Origin of the sequence: Chromohalobacter israelensis DSM 3043 (genome assembly GCF_000055785.1) — a bacterium.
GTDB classification, from domain to species: Bacteria; Pseudomonadota; Gammaproteobacteria; order Pseudomonadales; family Halomonadaceae; genus Chromohalobacter; species Chromohalobacter israelensis.
Genome location: NC_007963.1, coordinates 414102 through 434368, shown reverse-complemented (window position 1 = coordinate 434368; position 20267 = coordinate 414102). Strand labels below are relative to the sequence as shown.

General features: G+C 65.2%; 18 protein-coding genes. 7 read left to right on the top strand and 11 right to left on the bottom strand.

All coding sequences use genetic code 11. The annotated features are described in order from the left end of the window. Positions 1–10: 10 nt before the first annotated feature. The 3 genes from CSAL_RS01940 to metK all read right to left on the bottom strand — a co-directional run bounded on the left by CSAL_RS01940 (position 11) and on the right by metK (position 3165). Positions 11–508: a DUF1850 domain-containing protein gene (locus CSAL_RS01940; RefSeq protein WP_011505695.1), complete on the bottom strand. Its 498-nt coding sequence runs from the start codon at positions 506–508 to the stop codon at positions 11–13. A 52-nt stretch (positions 509–560) separates the two neighbouring features. After that, complete coding sequence (locus CSAL_RS01935) at positions 561–1688, bottom strand: TAXI family TRAP transporter solute-binding subunit (RefSeq protein WP_011505694.1); 1128 nt, start codon at positions 1686–1688, stop codon at positions 561–563. A 256-nt stretch (positions 1689–1944) separates the two neighbouring features. Then, positions 1945–3165: a methionine adenosyltransferase gene (gene metK / locus CSAL_RS01930; RefSeq protein ID WP_011505693.1), complete on the bottom strand. Its 1221-nt coding sequence runs from the start codon at positions 3163–3165 to the stop codon at positions 1945–1947. 363 nt (positions 3166–3528) lie between these two features. Between metK and tkt the strand changes: the two genes are divergently transcribed. Beyond that, positions 3529–5520 (top strand): transketolase, encoded by a 1992-nt coding sequence (tkt, locus tag CSAL_RS01925; protein ID WP_011505692.1) that lies wholly within the window; start codon positions 3529–3531, stop codon positions 5518–5520. Between the two features lie 120 nt (positions 5521–5640). On the opposite strand, the gene CSAL_RS01920 is transcribed toward tkt, so the two are convergent. Both CSAL_RS01920 and CSAL_RS01915 read right to left on the bottom strand, forming a co-directional pair. After that, entirely contained in the window at positions 5641–6696 is a 1056-nt protein-coding gene (locus CSAL_RS01920; RefSeq protein ID WP_011505691.1) for an aldo/keto reductase, read from the bottom strand. A gap of 75 nt (positions 6697–6771) precedes the next feature. Next, positions 6772–7770 carry an aldo/keto reductase gene (locus tag CSAL_RS01915; RefSeq protein WP_011505690.1) on the bottom strand — a complete coding sequence of 333 codons (999 nt, stop codon included), beginning with the start codon at positions 7768–7770 and terminating at the stop codon, positions 6772–6774. Positions 7771–7906: 136 nt separating this feature from the next. Here CSAL_RS01915 and gcvA point away from each other — a divergent pair, with 136 nt between their 5' ends. Continuing rightward, entirely contained in the window at positions 7907–8890 is a 984-nt protein-coding gene (gcvA, locus tag CSAL_RS01910) for a transcriptional regulator GcvA (protein WP_011505689.1), read from the top strand. On the opposite strand, the gene nrdF is transcribed toward gcvA, so the two are convergent. From nrdF to CSAL_RS01880, 6 genes are all read right to left on the bottom strand, one after another. Continuing rightward, on the bottom strand, positions 8839–9819 hold the full coding sequence (gene nrdF, locus CSAL_RS01905) for a class 1b ribonucleoside-diphosphate reductase subunit beta (RefSeq protein ID WP_011505688.1): 981 nt from the start codon (positions 9817–9819) through the stop codon (positions 8839–8841). The genes gcvA and nrdF overlap by 52 nt on opposite strands. Positions 9820–9916: 97 nt before the next feature. Then, positions 9917–12091, bottom strand: coding sequence for a class 1b ribonucleoside-diphosphate reductase subunit alpha (gene nrdE / locus CSAL_RS01900; protein WP_083831064.1), 2175 nt, complete (start codon positions 12089–12091; stop codon positions 9917–9919). Further along, the gene (gene nrdI, locus CSAL_RS01895; protein WP_011505686.1) at positions 12081–12485 is read right to left on the bottom strand and encodes a class Ib ribonucleoside-diphosphate reductase assembly flavoprotein NrdI; all 405 of its coding nucleotides are present in this window, start codon (positions 12483–12485) and stop codon (positions 12081–12083) included. Before nrdI ends, nrdE begins: the two co-directional genes overlap by 11 nt. A gap of 17 nt (positions 12486–12502) precedes the next feature. Then, entirely contained in the window at positions 12503–12727 is a 225-nt protein-coding gene (nrdH, locus tag CSAL_RS01890) for a glutaredoxin-like protein NrdH (RefSeq protein ID WP_011505685.1), read from the bottom strand. A gap of 213 nt (positions 12728–12940) precedes the next feature. After that, positions 12941–14176 (bottom strand): 5-demethoxyubiquinol-8 5-hydroxylase UbiM, encoded by a 1236-nt coding sequence (ubiM, locus tag CSAL_RS01885; RefSeq protein ID WP_011505684.1) that lies wholly within the window; start codon positions 14174–14176, stop codon positions 12941–12943. A gap of 161 nt (positions 14177–14337) precedes the next feature. After that, positions 14338–15390, bottom strand: coding sequence for a class I fructose-bisphosphate aldolase (locus CSAL_RS01880; protein ID WP_011505683.1), 1053 nt, complete (start codon positions 15388–15390; stop codon positions 14338–14340). Between the two features lie 178 nt (positions 15391–15568). Between CSAL_RS01880 and CSAL_RS01875 the strand changes: the two genes are divergently transcribed. From CSAL_RS01875 to fba, 5 genes are all read left to right on the top strand, one after another. Next, positions 15569–15952, top strand: a complete 384-nt coding sequence (locus CSAL_RS01875; protein WP_240673296.1) for a CidA/LrgA family protein — start codon at positions 15569–15571, stop codon at positions 15950–15952. After that, positions 15945–16673 (top strand): LrgB family protein, encoded by a 729-nt coding sequence (locus CSAL_RS01870; protein WP_011505681.1) that lies wholly within the window; start codon positions 15945–15947, stop codon positions 16671–16673. Before CSAL_RS01875 ends, CSAL_RS01870 begins: the two co-directional genes overlap by 8 nt. A gap of 161 nt (positions 16674–16834) precedes the next feature. Continuing rightward, the gene (locus tag CSAL_RS01865; RefSeq protein ID WP_083831063.1) at positions 16835–17929 is read left to right on the top strand and encodes a type I glyceraldehyde-3-phosphate dehydrogenase; all 1095 of its coding nucleotides are present in this window, start codon (positions 16835–16837) and stop codon (positions 17927–17929) included. An 11-nt stretch (positions 17930–17940) separates the two neighbouring features. Beyond that, on the top strand, positions 17941–19104 hold the full coding sequence (locus CSAL_RS01860) for a phosphoglycerate kinase (RefSeq protein WP_011505679.1): 1164 nt from the start codon (positions 17941–17943) through the stop codon (positions 19102–19104). A gap of 77 nt (positions 19105–19181) precedes the next feature. Further along, positions 19182–20246: a class II fructose-bisphosphate aldolase gene (fba, locus tag CSAL_RS01855; RefSeq protein ID WP_011505678.1), complete on the top strand. Its 1065-nt coding sequence runs from the start codon at positions 19182–19184 to the stop codon at positions 20244–20246. Positions 20247–20267: the final 21 nt, after the last annotated feature.

The following is a 20267-nucleotide window of genomic DNA, read 5'->3' as shown; positions in this document are numbered from 1 at the left end:
TTGCGGGAGATTACGACAACCAGGGACGTACCAAGGCCGGCAATGCCTGCCACAGGGGCGCCCTGAGAATGCTGAACGTCAATATCGGTGGGGGCTCGTCATGCGCCAGCGCGAACGTGTGGCCGGCATAACGCATGCGATAGCGCTCGGCGGCGGCGGCCTGGACGGCGAGCGGGTCGACGACGCGGTCGATCCCCGTCATCACGACCCAGCCATCTTCGAGATGGGTCTCCTTGCCCGCCGAGGCCGGCACGCCCGCGCCGAAGGTCTTGAAGCGGGTACCGGTGATTTCGATGGCGCCGTCGTCGGTCACCTCGAACCACTCTTCCCAGTCTTCCTTCTCGACCGAGTGCATCCAGCGCAGCGTAAAGCGCGTGCCTTCCCACCCCGGAAAGGCATACCGCCACTGGGCACCGTCGCGCACCACGAGCCAAGGCAATGGATAAGCAAGCGTGGCGACCATTACGGTCGCCACGGCGAGTGCTATCCAGCCTGTCTTACGTCTCATGCGTATGGCCACTCATGCCTTGCAAGACGGCCATACGCCGAACGAGGGCAGGTTAAGACCCGGTGCCGGCGCTGTCCGCATCCTCGCCATCGCTCGACGCATCGTCTTCGGAGAGGGTGTCGTAGAACGCCTGTGCCCCGGGATGTACCGGCGCCACCAGGTTCTGGTTCATGGTCTCGGGATCGAACTGCTTGAGCGCGCCCACGGAGACGTTCTCGGAATTGAGATAGTCGTAGAAGCGCGCGGTCAGTTCCTCGGCGACGTCATCCCGCATGTCGCTGCCGACGATCAGCATGTTGCGGATCGCCACGGTATCGACTTCCGCATCGAGGTCGTAGCGCTCGGGAGCGCCCGCCGGCAACGTGTAGGTCTCGTAGTACGGATAGGCCTCGAGCAGCTTGTCCGCCACCTCGCCGGTGACCGGCACGAAGGTGATATCGGTGCTCTGCATCAGCCCGGTGATGCTCGAGTTGGGCACCCCGGAAGTAAAGAAGGCCGCGTCCAGGTTGCCGTTGCTCATGCCGGTCACGCTATCGGCATAGCCGGTGTGGCTGACCTGGGCCAGGTCGTCGTAGCTGAGCCCGGCGGACTCGATGACCTTGGCCGCGCTTTGCTCGACCCCGGAGCCGACCTTGCCGACACCGACGCGCTTGCCCGCGAGGTCGGAGATGCTCTCGATGCCGCTATCCTCGGTGGCCACGACCTGTACCACGTTGGGGTAGAGCCCTGCCAGCGCCTGGATATCGGCCGGCTGCCCATCGAACTGGTTTTCGCCGTTCACGGCGTCATAGGCGACGTCGCTCATCACGATGGCGACCTGATTGAGGCCGTCGGTGATGTTGTTGATGTTCTGCACGGACGCCCCGGTCGAGACGACCTGCACATCATCGATCAGATCGCTGGCCTCGAAGACGCTCTTGAGCGCGCCGCCGATGGGATAATAGGTGCCGCCGGTACCGCCGGTGCCGAAGATCAGGCTGACCGCATCGGCGCTTGCGGTCTGCGTGCCGTCTTCGCCGCTCTCGCCGTTGCCGCCATTCCCCTCGGACGCCTGCTCCTGGGAGGTCGTCTCACCGTTCTGCGTCGTCTCGTCGGCATCGCCGCTGTCGTCGCCGCAACCGGCCAGCAAGGCACCGGACAGCCCCAGCGCGGCCGCCAGCATCAAAGTACGAGTCGCCATAGCCAATCATCCCTTGGTTGTCCACGAAATCGTGGTCGTTGAAATATCGACTCCCTAGCTTACGAGGCACGACGAATGGATACCATGTCAGCACCCAGCCTTACGACCAAAGTAGCATATGCTCTCGCCGTCGACGGGTTGCCGCCAGGCGACGGGCGTCCTACGCAAAAGCCCCGGCGAACCGGGGCTTTTGCGGATGATGGCGCGACACGCCGCTGCATGCCGCTCGATTCTCGATGCTCGTGTCGAGGCGTCCTCAGAGGCCTGCCGCCTGACGCAGTGCGTCGGCGCGGTCGGTCTTCTCCCAGGGGAAGGCCGTGAAGGTCTCGACATGCTGCTTGCCGCCCACGTCGGTCCAGGTGTAGCTGGTCTCGAAGGGCTCGCGGCCGAAGTGACCATAGGCGGCCGTCAGCTGATACATGGGATGCAGCAGGTCGAGCATGCGCGTGATCGCGTTGGGACGCAGATCGAAATGCTCGCGTACCAGCTCGACGATCTTGGCATCGCTGATCTTGCCGGTACCGAAGGTATCCACCGACACGGAGGTCGGCTCGGCCACCCCGATGGCATAAGAGACCTGGATCTCGCAGCGCTCGGCCAGGCCCGCCGCGACGACGTTCTTGGCCACGTAGCGGCCAGCGTAGGCGGCGCTGCGGTCGACCTTTGAAGGATCCTTGCCGGAGAACGCGCCACCGCCATGACGCGCCATGCCGCCGTAGGTATCGACGATGATCTTGCGGCCGGTCAGTCCGCAGTCGCCCACCGGCCCGCCGATGACGAAGTTGCCGGTCGGGTTGATGTGATACTTGGTGGTCTCGGTCAGCCATTCGGCGGGAATCACTTCCTCGATGATCTCGCGCTTGACCATCTCGCGCAGCTCGTCCTGATCGATGTCCGGATCGTGCTGGGTGGAGAGCACCACGGCGTCGACGGCACAGGGCTTGCCCTGCGCGTCGTAGCGGAAGGTCAACTGACTCTTGGCGTCCGGACGCAGCCACGGCAGCAGCCCGTGCTTGCGCAGTTCGGCCTGACGCTCCACCAGCCGGTGCGAGTAATGAATGGGCGCCGGCATGTAGGAATCGGTTTCGTTGGTGGCATAACCGAACATCAAGCCCTGGTCGCCGGCCCCCTGGTCCTCGGGTTTGGAACGATCGACCCCCTGGGCGATGTCCACGCTCTGCTTGCCGATCAGGTTGAGCACGCCGCAGGTGTTGCCATCGAAGCCCACGTCCGAAGAGGTATAGCCGATATCGTTGATGACGCGACGAACCAGATCTTCCAGGTCGACCCAGGCGGAGGTCGTGATTTCGCCGGCCACGATGGCGACACCGGTCTTGACCATGGTTTCGCAGGCCACGCGAGCCTGCTTGTCGCGGGCGATGATGGCATCCAGCACCGCATCGGAAATCTGATCGGCGATCTTGTCCGGGTGTCCCTCGGAGACGGATTCGGAAGTAAACAGGGAATATTCGTTCATGGCGTCCTCGACTCTCTCTATCACGTGCTGGCGAGCCGGAACACGACCGCCATCGAAAGGAGATGAAACTACGCCGCAGGCCACCCGGAATGGCGGGCACGACGCATGACAGGTCCGGCGCGAGACGAAGCCGGCTCGGGGGTGCAGAGTTTACACGCTGGCTGACTAGCTGCCTAGCGATTGGCGACCGGCGGCATTTGATGCCACGCGGCTTCTCGGCGACAATACCCGACCGAATTCCCGGGGCCCGCCGAGGCGGCGTCCCCGCTCGATATCGGCGGCGCTGGAAGAAGCCCGTGCGTACCCGCGTACGGCCATCTCCCCGCGTCGCTTTACCCGATGCCGTAGGCGAGGAGCTGACCAATGCCGTCCCGTTTCGAAATGGCCAATGCCATTCGCGCCCTGTCCATGGATGCCGTCCAGAAGGCCAACTCCGGCCACCCCGGCGCCCCCATGGGCATGGCCGATATCGCGCAGGTGCTGTGGCACGATTACCTCGCGCACAATCCGGCCAACCCGCACTGGGCCAACCGCGACCGTTTCGTGCTCTCCAACGGGCATGGCTCGATGCTGCTCTACTCGCTGCTGCACCTGACCGGCTACGACATCTCGCTGGAAGACCTGCAGAACTTCCGCCAGTTGCACTCGAAGACCGCCGGCCACCCGGAACTCGGCTATGCACCGGGCATCGAGACCACCACCGGCCCGCTGGGCCAGGGGCTGGCCAACGCCGTGGGCATGGCCATCGCCGAGCGCACCCTGGCCGCCCAGTTCAATCGCCCTGGCCATGACATCGTCGACCACCACACCTACGTCTTCGTCGGCGACGGCTGCCTGATGGAAGGCATCTCGCACGAAGTAGCCTCGCTGGCCGGCACCCAGGGGCTGGGCAAGCTGATCGCCTTCTACGACGCCAACGGCATCTCCATCGACGGCGAAGTCGAAGGCTGGTTCACCGACGATACCGCCAAGCGCTTCGAGTCCTACGGCTGGCACGTGGTGCCCAACGTCGACGGTCACGACCCCGAGGCCGTCAAGGCCGCCATCGAGCTGGCCCGCACCAACGACGACAAGCCCAGCATGATCATCTGCAAGACGATCATCGGCTTCGGCGCTCCCAACAAGCAGGGCAAGGAAGAGAGTCACGGCGCGGCACTCGGCGAGGACGAAGTCGCCGCCGCGCGCGAGCAGCTCGGCTGGTCGCATCCGCCCTTCCACGTGCCCGAAGACATCTACCAGGCCTGGGACGCCACCCAGCGCGGTCGCGAGGCCGAAGCCGACTGGGACGCGCGTTTCGCGCGCTATCAGGCGGCCTACCCGGAAGAGGCTCGCGAACTCGAACGCCGCCTCAAGGGTGAACTGCCGGCGGCGCTGACCAGTGAAAAGCTGATCGAAGAGGCCCAGGAAAAAGGCGAAAGCCTCGCATCGCGCAAGGCATCGCTGGCGTGCCTCAACGAGCTCGGCCCGCAACTGCCCGAACTGCTGGGCGGCAGCGCCGACCTTGCGCCCTCCAACCTGACCTTCTGGAAAGGCGCCAAGGCCATCACGCAGTCCGAGGCCAGCGGCAACTACCTGCATTACGGCGTGCGCGAATTCGGCATGGCCGCCATCATGAACGGTATCGCCCTGCACGGCGGCTTCGTGCCCTACGGCGCGACCTTCCTGATCTTCATGGAATACATGCGCAACGCCGTGCGCATGGCCGCCCTGATGGGGCAGCGGGTCATCCATGTCTTCACCCACGACTCCATCGGTCTGGGCGAGGACGGGCCGACGCACCAGCCCATCGAGCAGCTCACCACCCTGCGCTCGACCCCCAACCTCGCCACCTGGCGCCCCTGCGACGCCGTGGAGACCGCCGTCGCCTGGGACGCGGCTCTCAAGCGCCAGGCCGGCCCCAGCGCTCTGGTACTCTCGCGCCAGGGACTGCCGCACCAGGCTCGCAGCAAGCAGCAGCTGGCGGATATCGCGCGCGGCGGGTACATCCTGAAGGATAGCCAGGGCACGCCGGCGCTGATCCTGATCGCCACCGGCTCCGAGGTCGGGCTGGCGATGGACGCCGCCGCCGAGCTGGAAAACGCCGGCACGCCGGTGCGCGTGGTTTCCATGCCGTCCACCGACACCTTCGACGCCCAGGACGCCGACTACCGGGAAGCGGTATTGCCCCGTGCCGTCACCGCCCGCCTGGCCATCGAAGCCGGACATCGCGACTTCTGGTTCAAGTACGTGGGCCTCGACGGACGCATCGTCGGCATGACTACCTTCGGCGAATCCGCGCCGGCGGGCGATCTGTTCAAGCACTTCGGCTTCACCGTCGATAACGTCGTCGCCGAAGCCAAGGCGCTGTTGTCATGAGCGCTGCTGCCTGGCCGCCGGCCAGGCAGTGACTCGGCACCCGTGACTGAAAACACCCGGCAAGCATGGCTTGCCGGGCGTTTTCGTTGGGGCCGCGTGTCCGCGGCACCTCCCTCCGAATCAGTCGTCGAGATAGGCGGCATGCAGGACACGGTCGGCATGCCCCAGCCGGCTGGACGCCGTATTGTGCTGGTGCCAGTAGGGATACAGCAGCGCCGGACGGCTGACTTTCTCGATGGCGGCGATCTCGTCGGGCCCGAGCGTGAGCTCGGCGCTCGCCAGGTTGTCCTTGAGCTGCTCATCCTTGCGGGCGCCGATCACCGCAGTGGACACGCCGGGCCGGGTCAGCGTCCAGGCCAGCGCCACCTGGGCGGCGGACACGCCGTGCCCGTCCGCCACCTCGACCAGCACGTCGATCAAGTCGAAGAGCCGGTCCTCGTCGTGGATCGGCGGCTCGGTCCAGCCCTGACTGAACCGCGTGCCATCGAGATGGCGCTGGTCGCGGCGATACTTGCCCGAGAGCAGGCCGCCGGCCAGCGGGCTCCAAACCATGGTGCCAAGCCCCTGGTCGACGGCCGCCGGCATCAGCTCGTACTCGGCGTCGCGAGCCTGAGCGGTGTAATGGATCTGCTGGCAGATCGGTTTGATGAAGTCGTGCCGCTCGCAGACCTGAAGCGCCTTCATGACGTGCCAGGCCGACCAGTTGGAAACGCCGTAATAGCGAATCTTGCCGTCGCGCACCAGCTGATCCATGGTGGCCAGCGTCTCTTCCAGCGGCGTGCTGCCATCCCACTGGTGCATGAGGTACAGATCGAGCCAGTCGGTCCGCAGACGCCGCAGGCTGGCCTCGCACTGGCGCAGGATATGGTGACGCGACAGCCCCTCGTCATTGGGGCCGTCCCCCATCGGGAAACGCACCTTGCTGGCCACCAGCACCGACTCGCGCCGGTCCGCGAGTACCTCGCCGAGGATCTCCTCGGAGCGCCCCTCGGAATACATGTTGGCGGTATCGAAGAAGTTCACGCCCCGCTCGGTGGCCATGTCGACCTGGCGCTTGGCACCGGCGAGATCGGTCTCGCCGACGCTGGCCATCTTGCCGACGCCGCCGAAGGTCATGGTGCCCAGCGTCAGTGATGACACGCGCAGACCGGACTGGCCGAGATGACGATACTCCATGTTGGCTCTCCTGATTGATGACGAAATGGCGACCGTCACCTGCATCTCGCGTGAAGACGGCCGCCCGGGCGACGATCAGTCCTCCCGCGCGGGAGGTGCCATGAACTCGGGGCCCACGGGGTCTGTGACGTGCTCGTCGATGATGGCATCGATATCGCGCAGATCGCTGGCAGTCAGCGACCAGCCGTCAAGCGCGTCCAGGGGCGTCACCTGGTCCGGACGCCGCGCCCCCCACAGAGCGATGGCATTGGGATGGGAGTCGAGCACCCAGCGCACCGCCAGGGCCAATACCGGCTTGTCGTGACGCTCGCGGGCGAGCTGTGTCAGCGCCTCGACCGCCGCCAGGTACTGCGTGAAACGGGGGGACTGGAACTTGGGATCGGATTGACGCAGATCGTCGCCGGTGAAGGCCGAATCCGCGTGCATCTTGCCCGTCAGCAGACCGCGGCACAGCGCACCATAGGCCAGAAAGACCAGCCCCTCGCGCCGCGCATAGGGAATGATGTCGCGCTCGGCGTCGCGCTCGAACAGGTTGAGCGGCGGCTGCACGCTGTGCAGCGGCGCCACCCGGCGAAAGGCATCGCATTGCTCGGCGCTGAAGTTGCTGACGCCGATCGCGCGGATCTTGCCGTCACGATAGAGGCGCTGCATGGCGCTGGCGGTTTCTTCCATCGGCACACGGGGGTCCGGCCAATGGATCTGGTACAGATCGATCGCTTCGGTGCGCAGGCGCCGCAGCGAGTCTTCCACTTCCTTTTCGATGCGCGCCGCCGAGGCATTGCGGACCACGCCGTCGCTGCCTTCCTGCCACTCGAGCGCCGTCTTGGTGGCGAGCACCACCTTGTCACGCTGCCCGTACTCGGCCAGCGCCCGACCGACGACCTCCTCGGAATGCCCGAACCCATAGGCCGGCGCGGTATCGATCAGCGTAATGCCGCGATCCAGGGCGGCATGAATGGTACGCACCGCATTGGCGTCATCGGCACCGCCCCATTTCCAACCACCGATGGCCCAGGTGCCGAGCCCCACTCGTGATGGCGTGAGGTCGGTCCCCGGTATGGTGATGCTTTCCATGTTGCTCTCCTTTGCCTGTCGACGGCATGCGTGCCGCTGCCTCGAAACGCTATCAAGCGTGGTCGCCGGCGGTGGCTTTGACAAGCAACGAATTCTGGCCCTAGGCTAAGCGCAACTTATCCTGGGGGAGCCGAACATGGCGCGAACGCTTCCGCCTCTGGGCGCGCTGCACTGCTTCGAGATGGCAGCGCATCACGGCAGCTTCGCGCGCGCCGCGAAGGCACTCACCCTCACACCGGCGGCCGTCAGTCAGCAGATACGCCAGCTCGAGTCACGCCTGGGCACGACACTGTTCCTGCGCCACCCACGCAGCGTCGAGCTCACGCCCGCCGGCAGGGAATACGCCACCGCCATCGGCCTGGCCCTGGATCAGATCGCCGTGGCCACCGAGCGCGTCGTCGGACACCATGCGCCGCACCGGCTGACGATTGCGACCACACCCGCCTTTGCTGCCAAGTGGCTGGTCTCCCGCCTGATCGATTTCCAGGGCCGGTACCCGGACCTCGAGGTGCGTCTGGTCACGTCCAACTCCCTGGCCGATATGGCACGCCAGGACATCGATGTCGCGATACGTTACGGGCAGGGCCGGTGGCCGGGCCTGGAAGCCACGCCGTTGATGCATACCGATCTGTTTCCGGTATGCAGTCCTGCGCTGCTCGCTCGGGGCCCCTCGCTCATCCGACTGTCGGACCTGCGAGAACATGTCCTGCTTAGGCTCATGCACGATGAATGGCCCACCTGGCTACGCCACATGGGGATATTGGAGGGGGAAGAGCTGGAGACCGGCGAATGGCGTCCGGGTCCCCGCTATGCCGACGCGGGGCTGATGATCCAGGCGGCCCTCGCCGGCCAGGGCGTGGCACTCGGCCAACGCGTGCTGGTGGCCGACGATCTCGCCGCGAAGCGGCTCGTGCGTCCTTTCGAGGCCACGTTGCCCAGCGCCCAAAGCTATTGGCTGGTCATGCAGCCCGGCAATGCCGGGCTGCCCAAGGTGCGCGCCTTCCAGGCATGGCTGGACGAGGCGGTCAGCACGTGGCGTCTATCGATCACCGCCGATGATGGCGCGGCTCAGAACGCCCAGTCTTCGTCCTCGGTGCGCTCCGAACGCCCGATGACGTAGGAAGAACCGGAGCCGGAGAAGAAGTCGTGGTTTTCCTCGGCTCCCGGCGAGAGCGCCGCCAGGATCGCGGGATTGACCGCTTCGGTGGCGCCGGGAAACAGCGGCTCGTAGCCCAGGTTCATCAACGCCTTGTTGGCGTTGTAATGCAAGAACGCCTTGACCTCTTCGGTCAGCCCCACGTCGTCGTAGAGCGATTCGGTGTAGTGCACCTCGTTGTCGTAGAGCTCGAGCAGCAGGTCGAAGGTGGCATCCTTGATCTCCTGCTGGCGCTCGGCACTTTCCCTGGCCAGCGCCTGCTGGAACTTGTAGCCGATATAGTAGCCGTGGACCGCCTCGTCGCGAATGATCAGGCGAATCAGGTCGGCGGTATTGGTCAGCTTGCCGCGACTGGCCCAGTACATCGGCAGGTAGAAGCCGGAGTAGAACAAGAACGACTCGAGGAAGACGCTGGCGACCTTGCGCATCAGCGGATCGTCCATGCGGTAGCGGTTGAGAATCAGCTCGGCCTTGTTCTGCAGGTGCGGATTCTCCTCGCTCCACCGGTAGGCGTCGTCGACGTCGCGGGTGGCGCACAGCGTAGAGAAGATCGAGCTGTAGGAGCGCGCGTGCACCGACTCCATGAAGCTGATGTTGGTGAACACCGCCTCCTCGTGGGGCGTCACGGCGTCCTCGATCAGCGTCGGTGCGCCGATGGTTCCCTGGATGGTGTCGAGCAGCGTGAGCCCCGTGAAGACACGGATGGTCAACGTCTGCTCCTGCTCGGTCAACGTGTTCCACGCGCTCACGTCGTTGGACAGCGGCACCTTCTCGGGCAGCCAGAAATTGGCGGTGAGACGGTTCCAGACCTCGAGGTCCTTCTCGTCCTGCAGACGGTTCCAGTTGATGGCATCGACGCGCGTCAGGTGACGCGGTGTCGCGGTAGCGGTCATGGAGGTTCTCTCATTGCCGACGGCGAGGCTGGCCGGTCGCCACGCCTCGCCGATGATCGTGATGGAAGTGTCTATGGCTCGGGCACGTCGCCTGCCGTCACAGGGTGCAGGAAACGCAGCCCTCGACTTCCGTGCCTTCCAGTGCGGCCTGGCGCAGACGCACGTAGTAGAGCGTCTTGATGCCCTTGCGCCAGGCGTAGATCTGCGCCCGATTGATGTCGCGCGTGGTCGCGGTATCACGGAAGAACAGCGTCAGCGACAGGCCCTGGTCGACGTGCTGCGTCGCCTCGGCATAGGTGTCGATGATCTTCTCGGGGCCGATCTCGTAGGCGTCCTGGTAATAGTCCTGGTTGTCGTCGTTGAGATACGGCGCCGGGTAATAGACGCGTCCCAGCTTGCCTTCCTTGCGGATCTCGATCTTCGACACCACCGGATGGATGCTCGACGTCGAATGGTTGATATAGGAGATCGAACCGGTCGGCGGCACCGCCTGGAGGTTGCGGTTGAAGAGCCCATGCGCCATGACCGAGGCCTTGAGCTCGCGCCAGTCCTCCTGGGTCGGCACATGGATGCCAGCCTTGTCGAACAGCTCGCGAACACGCGCGGTACGCGGGCCCCACGCCTGCTCGGTGTACTTGTCGAAGTAGACGCCGCTGGCGTAATCCGACGCCTCGAACCCGGCAAAGGCGCGACCGCGCTCGATCGCCAGACGGTTGGAGGCACGCAGCGCATGGTAGGTCACGGTGTAGAAGTACAGGTTGGTGAAGTCCAGCCCTTCCTCGCTACCGTAGTGAATGTGTTCGCGGGCCAGGTAGCCATGCAGGTTCATCTGTCCCAGACCGATCGCATGCGACTGCTTGTTGGCCTCGGCGATCGACGGCACCGAGCGGATGTCGCTCATCTCGGACACCGCGGTCAGCCCACGAATGGCGGTCTCGACCGTGGCCCCGAAATCGGAGGAGTCCATGGTCTTGGCGATGTTCAGCGAGCCGAGGTTGCAGGAAATGTCCTCGCCGATGCGCTCGTAGCCCAGGTCCGCCTCGTAATCGGACGGCGTGTTGACCTGGAGGATCTCCGAGCACAGGTTGCTCATGTTGATGCGCCCGGCGATCGGGTTGGCACGGTTCACCGTGTCCTCGAACATCACGTACGGATAGCCCGACTCGAACTGGACCTCCGCCAGCGTCTGGAACAGCTCCCGCGCGTTGATCTTGGTCTTGCGGATACGCGCGTCGTCGACCATCTCGTAGTACTTCTCGGTGACGCTGATGTCGCCGAACGGCTTGCCGTAGACGTTCTCGACGTCGTAGGGCGAGAACAGGTACATCGGCTCGTTGCGCTTGGCCAGCTCGAAGGTGATGTCCGGAATCACCACGCCCAGCGACAGCGTCTTGATGCGGATCTTCTCGTCGGCGTTCTCGCGCTTGGTGTCGAGGAAACGCAGGATATCCGGGTGGTGCGCGTTGAGATACACCGCGCCGGCCCCCTGACGCGCGCCCAGCTGGTTGGCGTAGGAGAAGGCGTCTTCGAGCATCTTCATGATCGGAATGATGCCCGAGGACTGGTTCTCGATATGCTTGATCGGCGCTCCCGCCTCGCGGATGTTGCTGAGCAGGAACGCCACGCCGCCACCCCGCTTGGAGAGCTGCAACGCCGAATTGATGGAGCGCCCGATGGACTCCATGTTGTCCTCGATGCGAAGCAGAAAGCAGGACACCAGCTCGCCGCGCTGCTTCTTGCCGCAATTGAGAAACGTCGGCGTGGCCGGCTGGAAACGCCCGTGGATGATCTCATCCACCAGCTGCCGGGCCAGCGCCTCATCGCCCTGCGCCAGGGTCAGCGCGACCATGCAGACGCGGTCCTCGAAGCGCTCCAGATAGCGCCGACCATCGAAGGTCTTGAGGGTGTAGCTGGTGTAATACTTGAAGGCGCCGAGGAAGCTCTGGAAGCGGAACTTCACGGCATAGGCGCGCTCGAACAGCGACTTGATGAAAGGAAAGTCGTACTGATCGAGCACTTCCTGCTCGTAATAGTTCTCCGCGACCAGGTACTCGAGCTTTTCCGCCAGCGTGTGGAAGAACACGGTGTTCTGATTCACGTGCTGCAGGAAATACTGGCGCGACGCTTCACGGTCCGCGTCCAGCTGCAGGCGGCCCTGATCGTCGTAGAGATTGAGCATCGCATTGAGCGCATGGTAATCCAGCGTCTGCGTCGCCCGGCTCGCCTCGACGGCGGGTGTCTTCTCGGTGAGTTCCACGGTGTCATCCAACATCTGTCATCTCCATCGCCAGGCACGCGCGCACCTTGGCGACATCCTCGGGCGTTCCCATCAATTCGAAGCGGTGCAGCAACGGCACCTCGCACTTGTGCGCCACCACGCGACCGGCCAGGCCGAAGGCGGCACCGAAGTTGGTGTTGCCGCCGGCCACCACGCCCTGAATCAAGGCGCGATTGCGGGGATCGTTCAAGAAACGGATCACCGGGCCCGGCACCGCCGTACGTGGGTCGCCATCGCCGTACGTCGGCAAGATCAGCACATAGGGGCGCGTCACGCGCAGCGGTGCGTCGTTGCGGCTACGCGGAATGCGCTGGGCCGGCACGTCCAGCTTTTCGACGAAGCGCCGCGTGTTGCCCGACTGGGTGGAAAAATACACCACGTCGCACATGTTGCCCCCCTGCATGCTCACGCCAGCTGACGAATCAACTCGGGACGAAATCCGGACCAGTGTTGCTCATCGGGCGTCACCACCACCGGCAGCTGACGATAGCCCAGCGATTCGACGGTCCGTACCGCCTCGGGGTCCGCGCTGATATCCACCACCGTGTAGTCGAGTCCCTGCTTGTCGAGGGCCCGATACGTGGCGTGGCACTGCATGCAATCCGGCTTGCTGTAAATCTTGATGCTCATGAGAATGATAAGCCTTTGTTTTCGCAATAGGTGCAGAAAGAGGTAAAAAACCGCCAGGTCATGACGCGATGGCGCCTTCGGCCACCGCCTCGCAATACACCATATATGGTAGTACAAACTGGGAGGTTCGCATAGATATTGACGACGGAGCGAGAATTCGGTACGCGTCACGTCCCGTCGTCAACCAGGCGCCCGACAGGTGGGTGAGATGCCTCAGTGCCGCGCCAGATAGCCTTCCATCAGCCACTGCAGCGGCGCGATCCGACGCGCGGCGCCCAGGGCCAGGTGACGCGCCAGACGCGCCGGCGGCCGCGTATCGCCGTACAGCGCCACCAGAGCACGCGAGGCATGCCACAGCGGCACGATCGCGCGCTGGTGGTGACGCGCATAGCTCGCCAGGCCCGCCGCTGCGCCGACATCTGCCGTCGTCCCGGCGTGACTCGCCAGCGCCTCGACCAGGCGACGTACGCTGGCCAGCCCCACATTGAAGCCGTGTGCCGTGACGGGGTGCAGGCCCAGGGCCGCGTCGCCCACCAGGGCCACGCGATCGGCCACCAGGCGGTCGGCGTGGCTGACCGTGAGCGGATAATCGTGCAGCGCATCGAGGCACGTCATCTCGCCCACACAGCCCCGATAAAGCCGTGTCGCCTCGGCCGCGAACGCCGTCGGCGACATGGCCTCGAGACGCTCGGCATCCTCCGGGGGCAGCGTCATCACCAACGACGCGGTGTCCCCTGCCAGCGGCAGCAATGCCAGGCCGCGTTCGCCGTGGAACCATGACCATGTCGTCTGCCGATGGGAACGCTCATGCGCCATGCGACGCACCAGCAGGCGTTGACCGGTATCGTGAATCTGCGCGGAAAGTCCCGCCAGACGGCGGGTGACCGAGAGGCGCCCGTCCGCGGCCACCACCAGGCGCGCCGGAATGTCGCGCTGGTCATCGAGCCGTACGCTACGCCAGTCGGCGCCACCGTTCAGCGCTTGCACGCCGTGCCCGGTGATGAGCTCGATACGGTCGACGTCTCGCACGGCCTCGAACGCGGCACGTCGAATGAGGTGATTGGCGACGAGCTGGCCGATGCCGTCCTGCGCCTCGCCCCGCGCACTGGCCAGCGTCATGCCATGGGGCGGATCGCCATTGTAGAGGCGCGCCTCGCGAATCGGCGCCATGCGGTCCTCGGGAATGGCGATGCCCGCCGCCGCCAGCTGCCTGCGCGAGGCATGCGTCAGGGCGATCTCGCGTCCATCGTCATCGGGCGACGCCAGCGCCTTCCAGGGCGCCCGATCGATCACCGTCACCGTCAGGCCAAGCGCCGCCAGCTCCAGCGCCAGGCACAGTCCGACCGGCCCCGCGCCGACGATGGCGACATCCCGGGTCGCGACGTTCTCGGCAACGACATCCTGGTCAACGACATCCTTGATCGCGATACCTCCGGCAGGTTGCGGCATGCGCCCTCCGCATCGAATGAGCGTGCCCCGATCGGACACGCCGCCATCATAATCGGCACGACGCTCGCGCGACACAGGCGTGACAATGGGTCGCGACCTTACCGAAACGCACGACGGCCCGGCAAGGCCGGGCCGTCGTCGTCAGGAAAGGCCATCGCGCATTATGCGATGGTGACCTCGGGAGAGAGGTAGACATCCTGAATGGCATTGAGCAGTTCGGCGCCCTCTTTCATGGGCTTCTGGAACGCCTTGCGGCCGGAGATCAGGCCCATGCCACCGGCGCGCTTGTTGATGACCGCCGTACGCACGGCTTCGCCCAGGTCGGAATGGCCTTTCGATCCGCCGCCGGAGTTGATCAGCCCGGCACGCCCCATGAAACAGTTCGCCACCTGATAGCGAGCCAGATCCACGGGATTGTCGCTGGTCAGCTCGTCGTAGACTTTGTCGTGGGTATGCCCGAAGCCGACCGCACGATAGCCGCCGTTGTTCTCCGGCAACTTCTGCTTGACGATATCCGCCTTGAGGGTCGCCGCCATGTGGATCGCCTGGCCGGTCAAGTCCGAGGCGACATGGTAGTCCGTGCCCTCGTGCTTGAACGCCGGATTGCGCAGATAGGACCACAGCACGGTGACCATGCCCAGTTCATGGGCGCGCTCGAAGGCTTCGCTGATTTCCTGAATCTGGCGCCGGCTCTCGGGCGAACCGAAGTAGATGGTCGCTCCCACCGCCACGCAGCCCATGTCATGCGCCTGCTCGACCTGCGCGAACAGCGTCTGGTCGTAGATCGCCGGATAGGTCAGCGTCTCGTTGTGATTGAGCTTGAGCATGAAGGGAATCTTGTGCGCATAACGGCGCGCCACCGAGGACAGCACACCCAGCGTCGAGGCCACGCAGTTGCAGCCGCCCTCGATGGCCAGCTCGACGATGTTCTTGGGGTCGAAGTAGAGAGGATTGGGCGCGAACGATGCCCCGGCGGAGTGCTCGATGCCCTGATCCACCGGCAGGATGCTGACATAGCCGGTGCCGGCCAGACGGCCATGATTGAAAAGCGTCTGCATGTTGCGCAGCACATGCGGGCTGCGGTCGCTCTCCGCCATCACCCGGTCGATGAAGTCCGGCCCCGGCAGATATAGGTCTTCCTTGCGAAACGTCTGGCACCGGTGCTCCAGCAGTGTTTCCGCTTCGGCTCCCAGGAGCCCTGCGATATCGGTCATGTAGCTTCCTCCCTGTCATCCAAGCCTGGCAATGCGCACGGCGTGGCAGCCGACGCGGTCGTCAGGCTGGCACATGCCTGTGGAGCATAGCAATTCACGTGCGCCGCGTAATCGCAAAGGTGACGCCCGAGGGGCACGTCACGCTCTGGTATGATACGCATCAAGCTCCGACACCTTCATGCAAGGGCCCATGCGCATGCTCTCCATCCTGCGTGGTTTTCTCGGCCTGGCGGCATTCCTGCTGCTCGGCGACATCGTCGTCAGGACATTCGCTCTCCCGCTCTCCAGCGGCGTGGCGGGTATGTTACTGCTCACCTCATGGCTGCTGCTGTGCCGCCGGCCGGGGCACGGCCTGACCGCCGCCAGCCAGCCGTTGATCGGCATGCTGGCTCTGCTCATCATGCCCGGCGTGGTGGGCATCTTCTTTCAGGCGGGCGAATTCGCCGGACAATGGTCGACGATTTTCATCGCCTTGATCGCGGGCACGCTGCTCAGTTCGTGGACCACGCTCTGGCTGATGCGTCGCCTCGTCCCCGATACGCGGGACAATGCCCATGAGTGAGCTGTTACTTCGTCTCGAGTCTCTGGCCGGCGAGCTTCCCCAGCGCACGGAAACCGCCATCGTCCTGACCCTGGCGGCCTATTTCGCCGGCCTGCGCCTGTTCGCCTGGCTGCGTTCTCCTGCCTGGTGTCCACCGATCCTGCTGGCCTCGTGCCTGCTCGCCCTGTGGCTGGCGCTGCTGCCGCTGGACTATGCGGGATATCGACAGGGCGTGGAATGGCTGACCTGGCTGCTGGGCCCCGCCACCGTGGCCCTGGGCGTGCCGCTCTATCAGCAGGTGCATCACATTCGGGCGCTGTGGAAGCCGATCGCGCTCACCCTGCCGCCCGCCGCCATGCTCGCGGCCGGTTACGCGGTGGGCATCGCCTGGCTGCTGGACGCACCGCCCCGAATCCTGGCCTCGCTGGCGCCCAAATCGGTCACCGCGCCCATCGCCATGGGCATCACGCAAGAGCTCGGCGGCTCGGTATCGCTGCTGATGGGAGCGCTGCTGATCACCGGGGTGATGGCCACGCTCGGCATCACCTTCATGGCTCGCGGCTGGCGACTCGAGGACGAGCGCGTCATCGGCTTCGCACTGGGCGTCAACGGGCATGCCATCGGTACCGTGCGTGCCTTCGAGATCGGCCCCACCGCCGGCGCCTTCGCCTCGCTGGGCATGAGCCTGACCGGGGTGTTCACGGCCCTGTGGTTACCCTTGATGTGGCACCTCATGGCCTGATCCCGAAGGGGCCGCCTCTTCTCTCTTCGCTTTGAAATGTCCGATGTCTTGAGCTGAATCGTGTCATGCCGCTCGGACGGCACGCGGCCTTGGGCAAGCGGGGCGTAACTGCGCTAATATCGGCGCTTTACCGTCGAACCGGGTTTCCCGAGCGTCTTTCCATGTCCTATCGCATCGCCATCAATGGTTACGGCCGCATCGGCCAGAGCGTGCTGCGTGCCCTGATCGAGCGCCAGGAAACCGCGCTGGAGATCGTGGCCATCAACGAGCTCTCGGATCTCGATACCATCGCCTACCTGACGCGCTACGACACCACCCACGGCCGCTTTCCCGGCCAGGTGGACGCCCGCGACGGCCAGTTGTACATCGACGGTCACGCCATCCGCGTGCTGTGCGAGCCGGACCCTGCGCGCCTGCCCTGGGATGAACTGGGCATAGACCTGGTGCTGGAATGCTCCGGCAGTTTCAAGGACCGCGCCACTGCGGAACAGCACCTCGCTGCCGGGGCGCAACGACTGCTCTTCTCGCAACCCGCCGAGGCCGATGTCGACGCCACCATCGTGCATGGCATCAACGACGCGGAACTGCGCGCCGACATGCGCATCGTCTCCGCCGCGTCCTGCACCACCAACTGTCTGGTACCGCTGTTGACGGTGATCGACGAGGCCCTGGGGCTCGAGCATGGCGTGACCACCACCATTCACTCGGCAATGAACGACCAGCCGGTGATCGACGCCTATCACAAGACCGACCTGCGGCTGACGCGTTCGGCCATGCAGTCGATCATCCCCGTCGATACCGGGCTGGCACGCGGCATCGAACGCCTCATGCCGCATCTGGCGGGGCGCTTCGAATGTCTGCACGTGCGCGTGCCGACCATCAACGTCTCGGCCATGGACATGGCGCTCTCGGTGCGCCGGGCCACGACCGCCGCCGACGTCAATGCGCTGCTGCAAGCCGCCAGCCACGAACGGCTCGGTGGCTTGCTCGGTCACACCCAGGAGCCGGTGGCATCGGTCGACTTCAACCACGATCCGCGCTCGGGTATCGTGGACGCCACCCAGACCCGCGTGGCCGGCGGCCACCTGATCAAGATGCTGTGCTGGTTCGACAACGAATGGGGCTTCGCCAACCGCATGCTCGACGTCAGCCTGCGCTGGCTGGCGCTCGCTGGCGCCGACACCTCGTCCGCCGCCTCGACGCATGCGCCGTCCCGCGTGTCGCCGTTGCCGTCTGATACTCCGTCATTCAAGTGAGGAACACGCCCATGAACGTGCGCAAGATGACCGATCTGGATCTCGCCGGAAAACGTGTATTGATTCGTGAAGACCTCAACGTGCCCATCAAGGGCGACCAGGTCACCAGCGACGCGCGCCTGCGCGCCTGCCTGCCGACCATCCAGGCCGCGCTCGACGCCGGCGCCCGGGTCATGCTGATGAGCCACCTGGGGCGTCCCACCGAGGGCGATTCCGCCGACGAGTTCTCGCTGGCACCGGTGGCAGCGCGCCTGGGCCAGCTGCTGGGACGCGAAGTCCGCCTGGAGAAGGACTACCTCGACGGTCATGTGGACATCGCCGACGGCGACGTCGTCCTGCTCGAGAACGTGCGCTACAACAAGGGCGAGAAAAAGGACGACGAAGCGTTGTCCAAGGCCTATGCCGCACTCTGCGACGTCTACGTGATGGACGCCTTCGGTACCGCCCATCGCGCGCAGGCCTCGACCCACGGCGTGGCCCGCTACGCCCCCACCGCCTGTGCGGGCCCCCTGTTGGCGGGCGAGCTCGACGCCCTGGAAAAGGCCCTGGCCACCCCGGCGCGCCCGATGCTGGCCATCGTCGGCGGCTCCAAGGTGTCCACCAAGCTCGACGTACTCACCGCGCTCGCCGAGAAGTGCGACCAGTTGATCGTCGGCGGCGGCATCGCCAATACCTTCATCGCCGCGGCGGGCTACAACGTCGGCAAGTCGCTCCATGAGTCCGACCTGATCGATCAGGCCAAGGCCCTCATGGCCAAGGTCGACATTCCGCTGCCCACCGATGTAGTGGTCGCCACCGAGTTCTCCGAACAGGCCGAGGCCACGGTGAAACCGGTCGACCAGGTCGGTGACGACGAGATGATTCTCGACATCGGTCCGGACACCGCCGGGCGCCTGGCCGCACTGCTCGAGAACGCCGGCACCATCCTGTGGAACGGCCCCGTCGGCGTGTTCGAGATCGACCAGTTCGGCAAGGGCACCGAGACCCTCTCGCGCGCCATCGCGGCCAGCGCGGCGTTTTCCATCGCCGGTGGCGGCGACACCCTGGCAGCCATCGACAAGTACGGCGTCGCCGACGACGTCTCCTACATTTCCACCGGCGGCGGCGCCTTCCTCGAATACGTGGAAGGCAAGCAGCTGCCGGCCGTGGCGGCCCTCGAAGCCGCTTCCCGGTAACCCGAACGACTCCAACCACCATGCCACGAGCGGCGGCCTGCGGGCCGCCTTGTACTTTCAGAGGAATCACACTCCCCATGGCTCTGATCAGCCTGCGTCAACTGCTCGACCACGCCGCCGAACACGCCTACGGCGTTCCCGCGTTCAACGTCAACAATCTGGAACAGATGCGCGCCATCATGGAAGCCGCCGACCGCACCGACTCGCCGGTGATCGTGCAGGCCTCCGCGGGCGCCCGCAAGTACGCCGGTGCGCCCTTCCTGCGTCACCTGATACAGGCCGCCGTGGAAGAATTTCCGCATATCCCGGTGGTCATGCACCAGGACCATGGCACCAGCCCCGGCGTGTGCCAGCGCTCCATCCAGCTCGGCTTCTCGTCGGTGATGATGGACGGCTCGCTCAAGGAGGACGGCAAGACGCCCGCCGACTACGCCTACAACGTCGACGTCACCCGTCGCGCGGTGGAAATGGCGCACGCCTGTGGCGTCTCGGTGGAAGGTGAGCTGGGTTGCCTGGGCTCGCTGGAAACCGGCCAGGCCGGCGAGGAAGACGGCGTCGGCGCCGAAGGCACGCTGGATCACAGCCAGCTGCTGACCGACCCCGAGGAAGCCGCCCAGTTCGTCGCCGCCACCCAGGTCGACGCCCTGGCCATTGCCATCGGCACCAGCCACGGCGCCTACAAGTTCACGCGGCCGCCGACCGGTGACATCCTCTCCATCCAGCGCATCAAGGAAATTCACGCCCGCATCCCCGACACCCACCTGGTGATGCACGGCTCCAGCTCCGTGCCGCAGGAATGGCTGGAAGTCATCAACGCCCATGGCGGCGAGATTCCCGAAACCTACGGCGTGCCGGTGGAAGAAATCGTCGAAGGCATCAAGCACGGGGTGCGCAAGGTCAACATCGACACCGACCTGCGCCTGGCCTCCACCGGCGCGGTGCGCCGCTTTTTGGCCGAAAACCCCAGCGAATTCGATCCGCGCAAGTTCCTCAAGGCGAGCGTCGCCGCCATGCGCGACGTGTGCATCGCACGCTTCGAAGCCTTCGGCACCGCCGGCCAGGCCAGCAAGATCGCCCCGATCGACCTCGAGCGCATGTTCGAACGCTACGCAAGCGGCGAGCTGGCCCCCAAGGTGAACTAAACACGCCTATGAATTAGGCCA